The sequence below is a fragment of the Stenotrophomonas mexicanensis genome (assembly GCF_032911605.1).
Lineage (GTDB): Bacteria > Pseudomonadota > Gammaproteobacteria > Xanthomonadales > Xanthomonadaceae > Stenotrophomonas > Stenotrophomonas maltophilia_A.
The window spans coordinates 1-10,195 of sequence record NZ_JAWJTG010000073.1 but is presented as its reverse complement, the minus strand read 5'-3'; the positions used below and the strand labels follow the sequence as shown (position 1 = coordinate 10,195).

Genomic DNA, 10,195 nt, shown 5'->3' with positions numbered 1-10,195 from the left:
GCGGCCAAGCCTCCATGGACGGATTTACGGCGTCCCCCGCAACCGGACCCACCCCGCCAACCCACAGGAACCCAGCTTTTGAAGTTGCTCCGGCTCCGGCCGTTGCTCCGGCCTCTGCGGGTGCAGGGTGCAACCCTGCAGAACAAACCCCACCCTACGCCGCCGTCGGTTGTGCAATCTTCCCCCGCGCACTACGATCCTGCGGTTCGCGCGCGCAGGCGCGCGCCCGTATTCCTGCTGAGCGCCCCGCGCGCCGCATCTGCCAACCCGAGGTATCCATGGTCATCAAACCGCGCGTCCGCGGCTTCATCTGCGTCACCACCCACCCGACCGGCTGCGAAGCCGCGGTCAAGCAGCAGATCGACTACATCCGCGCACGTCCGCCGATCCAGAATGGTCCCAAGCGCGTGCTGGTAATCGGCGCCTCCACCGGCTACGGCTTGGCGGCGCGCATCACTGCCGCCTTCGGCAGTGGCGCCGCCACCCTGGGCATCTTCTTCGAGCGCCCGGGTAGTGAAACCAAGCCGGGCACCGCGGGCTGGTACAACTCGGCCGCGTTCCACAAGTACGCCGACGAAGCTGGCCTGTACGCCAAGAGCATCAACGGCGATGCCTTCTCCGATGAAGTGAAGGCCAGGACCATCGAGATGATCAAGGCCGATCTCGGCCAGGTCGACCAGGTCGTCTACAGCCTCGCCGCGCCGCGCCGCAAGCACCCGAAGACCGGAGAGATCATCAGCTCCACGCTGAAGCCGATCGGCGAGCCGATCACGCTGCGTGGCCTGGATACCGACAAGGAAGTGCTGACCGAGACCCATCTGCAGCCGGCCACCCCGGAAGAAATCGCTGGCACCGTCGCGGTGATGGGCGGCGAGGACTGGCAGATGTGGATCGATGCGCTTGCTGACGCCGGTGTGCTGGCCAATGGCTGCACCACCACCGCCTTCACCTACGTGGGCGAAGAGATCACCCAGGCGATCTACTGGAATGGCTCGATCGGTGCGGCCAAGAAGGACCTGGACACCAAGGTGCTGGGCCTGCGCGAGAAGCTGGCCAGGATCGGTGGCGACGCGCGCGTGTCGGTGCTGAAGGCCGTGGTCACCCAGGCCAGCTCGGCCATTCCGACCATGCCGCTGTACCTGTCGCTGCTGTTCAAGGTGATGAAGGAAAAGGGCACGCACGAAGGCTGCATCGAACAGCTCGACGTGCTGTACGACATCCTCTACGGCGGCAAGGCCGATGGCGTGGCGGTCGATCGTCTGCGCCACGACCTGGTCGATGGCGATGGCCACACCGTCGCGCTGGTCGATGACGAAGGCCGCCTGCGTGCCGATTACAAGGAAATGGCCGCGGACGTGCAGGGCAAGGTGGTCGCGCTGTGGCCGCAGGTGACCAACGAGAACCTGTACGAGATCAGCGATCTGGCCGGCTACAAGGCCGATTTCCTGCGCCTGTTCGGTTTTGGCGTGGAGGGTGTCGACTACGAGGCCGACGTCAATCCGGACGTGAAGATCGAAAATCTGGTCGACATGACCTGATCAACGAAGAGGCCGGCGAAAGCCGGCCTTCTCTTTGGGTGGTGCCGGCCGCTGGCCGCCAACCCCGGGTACTTGCAGCTGCCGGCCAGCGGCCGGCACTACCATCGGTCACCCGAACTCGAAACCCATCTCCGGCAACGCCGGGCCGACGAAGTCGCCCTGCACGTAGTCCACGCCGGCGCTGAACAGCAACGTCATCGAATTGGCATCGCTGACGAACTCGGCGATGGTGCGGATGCCGGCTTCCTGTGCGCGCGCGGTGATCTGGCTGATACGGTCGATGTTCTCGCGGGTGGCCGCAAGGTCACTGGTGAAGCCGCGGTCCAGCTTGAGGAACTGCGGCTGGAAGTGGGCCAGCAGCTGGAACGAATCCAGCCCCGAACCGAACTGCTCCAGGCCGATGCGGCAGCCCAGCGGTGCCACTTCGGCAAGGAACTGCTGTGCACTGCGCAGGTGGGTGAACACCTTCGCTTCCGGTGCATGCAGCCACAGCCGTTCGCCGGGCACACCCTGAGCCTGCAGCTCGCGGCGCAGGGTAGCGATCATCTGCGGGTCGTCGAACGATTCCGGCGTCACTTTCACCAGCATCTGCGTGGCATGGCCTTCGCGTGCACGCTGGCCCAGCACCGCGATGGCCCGTGACACCACCCAGCGGTTGATGTCGGCCAGCAGGCCGTGCTCCTCCGCGATACCGAGGAACGCGGTCGGGCTCAGCAGTTCGCCGTTGTGCTCCAGGCGCAGATACGCCTCGTACAGCTCCAGTGACTCGCCCTGCAGGTTCAGCACCGGCTGGTAGTGCAGCTGGAAGCCGTCACCGGCCAGCGCTTCACGGATACGGGCGACCCAGCGCAGCACGCGCTCTTCCTCCACGCGGTCGGCGGCGGCCGGGTCGAAGATGCGGCAGGTGTTGCCCAGTTCTGCGGCGGCCTGCGTGCATTCGCTGGCGCGTGCCAGCACCTGGCCGATACTGGCGATCTTCTCGCCCACCTGCACGCCACCGATGCTGACCGTTACCGTGGCCGAGCGTGCGCCGATGCTGAAGACGTGCGCGGCGTAGGCTTCGCGGATGCGCTCGGCCAGTGCCACGGTCTGCGCGTACGGCCCGGCCTGCAGCACGGCGAAATTGTGTTCGCCGAAGCGGGCCAGCTGCGCGTCTTCGCCAACGACTTCGGCCAGCAGCGCGGCGAGCGCGCCGATCAGGGTGTCGGCCGAGGCCAGGCCAATATCTGGCAGCAGGCGCGCGTAGTGGTCCGGCTCGATCAGCAGCAGGCCGAACTGGCCTTCGCTGCGCCCGGCCTGGGCCACCGCGCTTTCCAGCTGCAGCATGAAGGTCGGGCGATTGAGCAGGCCGGTCACCTGGTCGCGCTGGCGCAGGTCCTCGACCTCACGTGCCAGCTCGGGGTCGAATTCCATGCGGCGGCGGAGCACCACCTGCAGGCAGGATTCGCCTTCGTAGGTGGCAGCGGCAAACTCCATCGTCGCCGGGAACGCACTGCCATCCTCGTGGCGCGCGTCGAGCTGGTACTGGGGCGGCGGCGCCTCGCCACGGCTGAGGCCCTTCAGCAGCTGCTTGAAGCCTTCCACGTGCTGGGCGGCGACCATGTCCAGCAGCGAGATGCCTTCGATGTCGTCGAAATGTTCGTAACCGAACATCTCCAGATAGGCGTCGTTGGCGCGGATGTGCATGCCTTCATGCACGTAGGCGATGGGGTCGCGCGAGGAGGCGATCAGCGCGTCGCAGCGGCGCTCGGTCTCGCGCATCTGCGCCTCGATGCGGCGCAGGCCACGACGCGCCTGCAGGTCCACCCACTGGTCACGGACCACGGCGAGCAGATGCTCCGGACGTTGGCGCAGGGCGAGGGCACGGATGCCGTGGCTGCTGGCCTGCACCAGTTCATCCTCGTCGATGCGCTCGGCCAGCAGCACCAGCGGAATGTCCTTGCCGCTGGCAGCAATATGCTGTGCCACCAGTGGCAGCGGGATGCCCTGGGAGGGCGAAGCCAGCACCAGGTCGATGGCCTGGCTGGCCAGCACCTGGGCCAGCTCGGCTGCATCCTGCGGACGCCACGGGCGTACCGCGATGCCGCTGTTGCGCAGGGTGCTGACGATGGCTTCGGCATTCTCGCCGCTGTCATCGACGATCAGCAGGCGGATGGTGATGTCGTTCGCGTTCTGCATGCACTGCTCCCCAATCTGCAAATCTAGATACACGATGCGCGGCGAACCGTCCATGCGCGCACCCCTTGCACGCATTGAACGGCGATGTGGTTCACACCACGCCACCGGCTGCGTGGCCGCTGGCCCAGGCCCACTGGAAGTTGTAGCCGCCCAGCCAGCCGGTCACATCCAGCACCTCGCCGACGAAATGCAGGCCGGGTACGCGCTTGGATTCCATCGTCGAGGACGAGACCTCGGCAGTATCCACGCCGCCCAGGGTGACCTCGGCGGTGCGGTAGCCCTCGGTGCCACTGGCCACCAGCGGGAACGCGCCCAGCAGCTGTGCGGCCTGGCGCAGCACCGGCTCGTCCAGCTGGCGCACGGGCCGGTCGGGCAGCCAGTGTTCGCACAACCGCTGTGCCAGCCGCTTCGGCAGTACCTCGCCCAGCACCGTGCGCAGCTCGGCGGCAGGCCGCTCGCGCTTCATCTGGCGCAACCACTCGCCGGCATCCTGGCCGGGCAGCAAGTCCAGCTCCAGCGCGTCGCCGGGTTGCCAGAACGAGGATATCTGCAGGATCGCCGGGCCACTCACGCCGCGATGGGTCAGCAGCATGAAATTCTGGAAGCTCTTTCCGTTGCAGCGCGCCTCGATGGGCAGAGCGACGCCGCTGAGATCGGCCAGCCGTTCCTGGTGCTTGCCGCTGAGCGTCAGCGGCACCAACCCGGCGCGGGTCGGCAGCACCTGGTGGCCGAACTGCCGGGCCACTTCATAACCAAAGCCGGTGGCACCCATGCTGGGAATGGACAGGCCGCCGGTGGCCACCACCAGCGAGGCGCAATGGAACAGGCCCTGCGTGGTGTGCACGCGGAAACCATCGCTGCCATGCTCGATGCGCTGCACGCTGCAGTCGGTACGCACCTGCACGCCTGCCGCCTGGCATTCGTCCACCAGCATCTTCACGATCTGCTTGGACGAGACATCGCAGAACAACTGGCCCAGCTCTTTTTCGTGATACGCGATGCCGTGCTTGCTTACCAGCTCGATGAAGTGCCAAGGCGTGTAGCGCGCCAGTGCCGACTTGCAGAAGTGCGGGTTGGCCGACAGGAAGTTGGCCGGGGTGGTGCCGGTGTTGGTGAAGTTGCAGCGGCCACCGCCGGACATCAGGATCTTCTTGCCGACCTTGTTGGCATGGTCGATCACCTGCACCTGGCGGCCGCGCTGGCCAGCCGTGATCGCGGTCATCAGCCCGGCCGCACCGGCGCCGATGACCAGCACGTCGCAACGGATCGTGCTCATGCCTTGGCGCGCTTGCGCCAGTTCGGGATCACGTCGAGCTGGATCTGGTCGTTGAGCAGCTGCACTTCACCGTCCTGGATCAGCACGCTCCAGCGCATGGCGCGCTGGATCTGCTGGCCCCAGCGCTCGACGAATTCACCGTCCAGATCAACCACCGAGAGATTGTCAAAGCGCGCCAGGCCCTTGTTCTGCTTGCCCCACCAGATCTCCGAGGCATTGCCGCCGTAGTTGATCACCTGCACCTGGCGGCTGCGGTTGCTGGCCTTGCGGATGCGCGATTCGTCCGGATGGCCCAGGTCGATCCACTGCAGGATGTCGCCGGTGTAGTCGTGTTCCCACAGATCCGGCTCGTCATCGGTGCTCAGGCCGCGGCCGAATTCCAGGCGGTCGCCGGCGTTCAGCGCGAAGGCGAGCAGGCGCACCATCAGGCGATCGTCGGTCTCGGACGGGTGCTGGGCCAAGGTCAGGTTGTGGGTCGCGTAGTAGCCGCGATCCATGTCGCTGATCTGCAGTTCGGCCTTGCGGATGGTGGCGGTGAGGGCCATGGGGGGTCCGTGGACTAAAGACGACAATGATAGAGGTTTGCTCCAGGGGTGTCCGTTGCCGGTCTGTCTGCGCAGCGTCAACGGTGGCACTCTTGCGCTCTTTCCCGTGGCCGGAGTGGACGCCATGACCTTGCCCAGCCGCCTGCAGCTGCCACCCGGCCACTGGTCCAGCCTGCTCGATGGCCTGTGCGCGCGTTTCCCGCGCATCGACCGTGCGCAATGGCAGGACCGCTTCGCCCGAGGCCGCGTGCAGGATGCGCAGGGCAGGGCACTGGCGCCGGACATGCCGTGGCAGGTGGGGCTGGAAATCCAGTACTTCCGCGAGGTGGCCGACGAGCCGGTGATTCCCTTCGCCGAGACCATCCTGCATCTGGATGCGCACCTGCTGGTGGCCGACAAACCGCACTTCCTGCCGGTGACGCCGGCCGGTGGGTATGTACGGGAAACCCTGCTGTCGCGCCTGGTCGCACGCACCGGCAACACCGAACTGGCGCCGCTGCACCGCTTGGACCGGCTGACCGCCGGCCTGGTGCTGTTTTCCACCCAGGCAGCCACGCGTGATGCCTATCAGCGGCTGTTCCGCGAGCGGCGCATCGGGAAGACCTACGAGGCGCTGGCACCGGCGCTGCCGGGGCTGGAGTTTCCGCTGCAGCGGGACAGTCGTCTGGTGCCGGGGGAGCCGTTCTTCCGCATGGCCGAAGTGCCGGGCGAGCCCAATGCCCGCAGCCGGATCGAGCTGATCGAGGCCGAGGGGCCGGTCTGGCGCTACCGGTTGCGGCCGGAAACCGGCCGCAAGCACCAGCTGCGCGTGCATATGGCGATGCTGGGCGCCCCCATCGAGGGCGATGACCTGTATCCGCAGCTGATGCTGCGCCCGGATGAAACGGTCGAGGCGCCCCTGCAGCTGCTGGCGCAGGGGCTGGCCTTCGACGATCCATTGAGTGGGGAGCCCAGGCGGTTCAGCAGCCAGCGTCGCCTGTGCCTGCCGGGCCAGAGCGGGTAGGGCCGTTCAGCGAACCGGGCGTCGCGCCAGCCAGCGGTCCAGTTCGGCCGCGAACAGCTGCCGGTCGCGCGGGCCCAGCGGCGGTGGGCCCCCGGTCTGCACCCCGGCGCCGCGCAGCTCTTCCATGAAATTGCGCATCGACAGCCGCTCGGCCATGTTGTTCGGGGTGTACAGCTGGCCACGCGGGTTCAGCGCCACCGCCTTCTTTTCCAGCACCAGTGCGGCCAGCGGGATGTCCTGGGTGACCACCAGGTCACCGGCGGCGACCCGTTCGACGATGGCGCTGTCGGCCACGTCCAGGCCCTGAGGGACCTGGATCGAGCGCAGCCAGCGTGAGGGCGGGGTCCGGATCCACTGGTTGGCGACCAGGGTCAGCTCGATCCCAACGCGTTCAGCGGCCCGGAACAGGATGTCGCGAATGACGGTGGGGCAGGCGTCCGCGTCTACCCAGATGCGTGGGAGAGCGGGTTCAGCTTGGGTTTCAGCTTCAGTCATTTACCCAGTGTAGGGTAGGAAAATCCTGAATGGGGACTCGGGGTTAGCCTCGATCGGCTGCCAGCCCTTGTCACGTCTAGCGGGCGGGGTCTGCCCATGAACGTCCGGGCTATCGCTTTTTGCAGAAAACACGCGTATCGTTCGTCCCACTGTGTTTGCTAGGGTCACCGTGAATCGTGGCCTGGTGCAGTTGATCTCACGATCCGCTCATCGATCCGCTTTACCAACGCCTGCAACTCAGTCTCGGCCCCGATACCCGGTGGCTGCGATTTTTTCAACATGTGTTTCAGGAGTTAGTCAAATGTCTGATCGTCAGACCGGCACCGTCAAGTGGTTCAACGACGCCAAGGGCTTCGGCTTCATCACCCCGGAAAGCGGCCCGGACCTGTTTGTGCACTTCCGTGCCATCCAGGGCACCGGCTTCAAGACCCTGCAGGAAGGCCAGAAGGTTACCTTCATCGCCGTCCAGGGTCAGAAGGGTATGCAGGCTGACCAGGTGCAGGCGGTCTAATCCGTCTGCTACCGTTTGGTAGCCAGAACGCCGGAAGCGAAAGCTTCCGGCGTTTTTTATTGCCCGCTGTTTTTTGTAGAGTCGAGCCACGCTCGACTGTTCTCAAAGCCAGTCGAGCATGGCTCGACTCTACAAAGGGCATGCACTGCGCGCGGTACGATGTGGGCCTCCCCAAGGATCGTCCCCATGCGCATCGTCCACCACCTGGAAAACTCCCGTTCCCTGCGCGTGCTGTGGATGCTGGAGGAGCTGGGGCTGGACTACGAACTGCGCCGTTATCCGCGTGATCCGAAGACGCTGCTGGCGCCGCCGGAACTGCGCAACGTGCATCCGCTGGGCAAGTCGCCGGTGCTGCAGGATGGCGAACTGGTACTGGCCGAGTCCGGGGCGATCCTCGACTACCTCGCTGACCGTTACGACACGCAGCGCCAGCTGTCGCCGTCACCGATGCCGGCCGACGGAGCTGAACGCATCGCCTACCGCTACTGGCTGCACTATGCCGAAGGTTCGGCGATGCCGCCGCTGCTGCTGACCCTGGTGATCGGTCGCATCCGCAGCGCACCGATGCCGTTCTTCGCGCGCCCGATCGCACGCAGCATCGCCGACAAGGCCGAGCGCGGCTTCATCGGTCCGCAGCGGCGCCTGCACCTGGACTGGATGGAGCGCCGCCTGGCCGAAAGCCCGTGGTTTGCTGGCGAGCGCTTCAGTGCGGCCGACATCCAGATGAGCTTCCCGATCCAGGCCGCTGCCGCACGGGGTGGTGGCCTCGACGACAAGCCGGCACTGCGTGGCTTCCTCAAGCGCATCAGCGAGCGGCCGGCCTACCAGCGTGCCGAAGCCCATGGCGGGCATCTGCAGGCGCTCAGCGGCAATTGAGGCGGGCGGCGGCCGCCCCCATCTTCAACCCCATGGATACCGACAGCCCCCGTTTCGACAACCGCCTGCTGCATACGCTGCCAGGCGACCCCGAATCCGGCCCACGCCGCCGCGAAGTGCTGGGCGCCGCCTGGTCGCCAGTGATGCCGACCCCGGTGACGGCGCCCACGCTGCTGGCCTGGGCGCCGGACGTGGCCGAAATGCTCGGCTTCGATACCGCTGAGGTCGAGAGCGAAGGTTTCGCGCGTGTATTCGGTGGCAACGCACTGTATGCAGGCATGCAGCCATGGGCGGCCAACTACGGTGGCCATCAGTTCGGCCATTGGGCGGGCCAGCTCGGCGACGGCCGCGCGATCACGCTGGGCGAACTGGTCGCACCCGATGGCCGTCACTGGGAACTGCAGCTGAAGGGTGCCGGACCGACGCCGTATTCGCGCGGCGCCGATGGGCGCGCAGTGCTGCGCTCGTCGATCCGCGAATTCCTGTGCAGCGAAGCGATGCACCATCTGGGGGTGCCGACCACGCGCGCGTTGTCGCTGGTCGGTACCGGCGACGACGTGGTGCGTGACATGTTCTATGACGGTCATCCGCGCGCCGAGCCTGGTGCCATCGTATGCCGGGTGTCGCCGTCGTTCCTGCGCTTTGGTTCGTTCGAGCTGCCTGCGTCGCGTGGTGAAACCGCGTTGCTGCAGCAGCTGGTTGATGCCTGCATCGCCCGCGATTTCCCCGAGCTGGAAGGGGAGGGCGAGACGCTGTACGGCGACTGGTTCGCGCAGATCGCGGTGCGCACCGCCGAGATGATCGCGCACTGGATGCGCGTGGGTTTCGTGCATGGCGTGATGAACACCGACAACCTTTCCGTGCTCGGTCTCACGCTCGACTACGGTCCCTACGGCTGGGTCGAGGACTTCGATCCGGACTGGACGCCGAACACCACCGACGCGCAGGGCCGCCGTTATCGTTTCGGCACCCAGCCACAGGTGGCATACTGGAACCTGAGCCGGTTGGCGCAGGCGCTGTCGCCGTTGTTTGCCGATGTCGCGCCGCTGCAGGCGGGCTTGGCGGCGTATCAGTCCACCTTCGTGGCCTGCACGCGCCGCGATGCTGCCGCCAAGCTCGGACTGGCCGCGGCCGACGATGATGACCTGCAGCTCTACCTGCGCTGGCAGCAGCTGATGCAGGACGGTGCCATGGACATGACCCTGGCCTGGCGCGCGCTGATGCGTATCGATCCGACGACACCGGATGCGACGGTTCTGGACGCGGTGTACTACGACGAGGCGCGCCAGCAGGCGGTGCAGGCTCCGTTGCAGCAGTGGCTGCAGGACTACGCGGCACGGTTGCAGGCCGATCCGCTGTCGGCCACTGAGCGCACGGCGAAGATGGCCGCGGCCAATCCGCTGTACGTGCTGCGCAACTGGTTGGCGCAGGAAGCCATCGATCGTGCAGAGCAGGGCGACCTCGGTGGCGTTCACGCACTGCAGGACGTGCTGCGTGATCCGTACACCGAGCGTGCCGGGCTGGAGCATTTCGCCGGCAAGCGCCCGGCGTGGGCCGACAACCGCGCCGGCTGCTCGATGCTGTCCTGCAGTTCCTGAGGGTGGGTTTCGGCAGGGCTGCGCCCTGCACCCGCAGAGGCCACCGTGCAAGCAAAGACCAAAGCCAAAGCGGCTCTGGATTGCTGATGGTCTGGCGGGGCGGTGTGGGGCTGCAGGACGCGCCGTAAACCCGTCCATGGGGGCTCGATGGCGCCATCCATGGCGCCAACGGTCC

At 66.5% G+C, this 10,195-nt stretch carries 9 protein-coding genes; 5 read left to right on the top strand and 4 right to left on the bottom strand.

Annotated features, from left to right (window positions below; all coding sequences use genetic code 11):
- The first annotated feature begins 278 nt into the window (after positions 1-278).
- Positions 279-1,538 carry an enoyl-ACP reductase FabV gene (gene fabV / locus R1L06_RS20045; RefSeq protein WP_180845368.1) on the top strand — a complete coding sequence of 420 codons (1,260 nt, stop codon included), beginning with the start codon at positions 279-281 and terminating at the stop codon, positions 1,536-1,538.
- Between the two features lie 108 nt (positions 1,539-1,646).
- Here fabV and R1L06_RS20040 read toward each other — a convergent pair whose 3' ends face one another.
- From R1L06_RS20040 to R1L06_RS20030, 3 genes are all read right to left on the bottom strand, one after another.
- Entirely contained in the window at positions 1,647-3,716 is a 2,070-nt protein-coding gene (locus R1L06_RS20040) for a GGDEF/EAL domain-containing response regulator (RefSeq protein ID WP_121503054.1), read from the bottom strand.
- Positions 3,717-3,807: 91 nt separating this feature from the next.
- On the bottom strand, positions 3,808-4,992 hold the full coding sequence (locus R1L06_RS20035) for a BaiN/RdsA family NAD(P)/FAD-dependent oxidoreductase (RefSeq protein ID WP_317218572.1): 1,185 nt from the start codon (positions 4,990-4,992) through the stop codon (positions 3,808-3,810).
- Positions 4,989-5,537, bottom strand: a complete 549-nt coding sequence (locus tag R1L06_RS20030; RefSeq protein ID WP_285303080.1) for a YaeQ family protein — start codon at positions 5,535-5,537, stop codon at positions 4,989-4,991. Before R1L06_RS20030 ends, R1L06_RS20035 begins: the two co-directional genes overlap by 4 nt.
- 124 nt (positions 5,538-5,661) lie before the next feature.
- On the opposite strand from R1L06_RS20030, the gene R1L06_RS20025 reads away from it, so the two are divergent.
- Positions 5,662-6,540 (top strand): pseudouridine synthase, encoded by an 879-nt coding sequence (locus tag R1L06_RS20025; RefSeq protein WP_279913688.1) that lies wholly within the window; start codon positions 5,662-5,664, stop codon positions 6,538-6,540.
- Between the two features lie 6 nt (positions 6,541-6,546).
- Here R1L06_RS20025 and R1L06_RS20020 read toward each other — a convergent pair whose 3' ends face one another.
- Positions 6,547-7,035 carry a YaiI/YqxD family protein gene (locus R1L06_RS20020; protein ID WP_010484520.1) on the bottom strand — a complete coding sequence of 163 codons (489 nt, stop codon included), beginning with the start codon at positions 7,033-7,035 and terminating at the stop codon, positions 6,547-6,549.
- 301 nt (positions 7,036-7,336) lie between these two features.
- Between R1L06_RS20020 and R1L06_RS20015 the strand changes: the two genes are divergently transcribed.
- From R1L06_RS20015 to R1L06_RS20005, 3 genes are all read left to right on the top strand, one after another.
- A complete protein-coding gene (locus tag R1L06_RS20015) occupies positions 7,337-7,546 on the top strand; it encodes a cold-shock protein (RefSeq protein WP_004153307.1) in 210 nt (69 codons plus the stop codon).
- Positions 7,547-7,732: 186 nt separating this feature from the next.
- Entirely contained in the window at positions 7,733-8,422 is a 690-nt protein-coding gene (locus tag R1L06_RS20010) for a glutathione S-transferase family protein (protein WP_317218571.1), read from the top strand.
- 32 nt (positions 8,423-8,454) lie between these two features.
- Positions 8,455-10,020 carry a protein adenylyltransferase SelO gene (locus R1L06_RS20005; protein WP_317218570.1) on the top strand — a complete coding sequence of 522 codons (1,566 nt, stop codon included), beginning with the start codon at positions 8,455-8,457 and terminating at the stop codon, positions 10,018-10,020.
- Positions 10,021-10,195 lie beyond the last annotated feature (175 nt).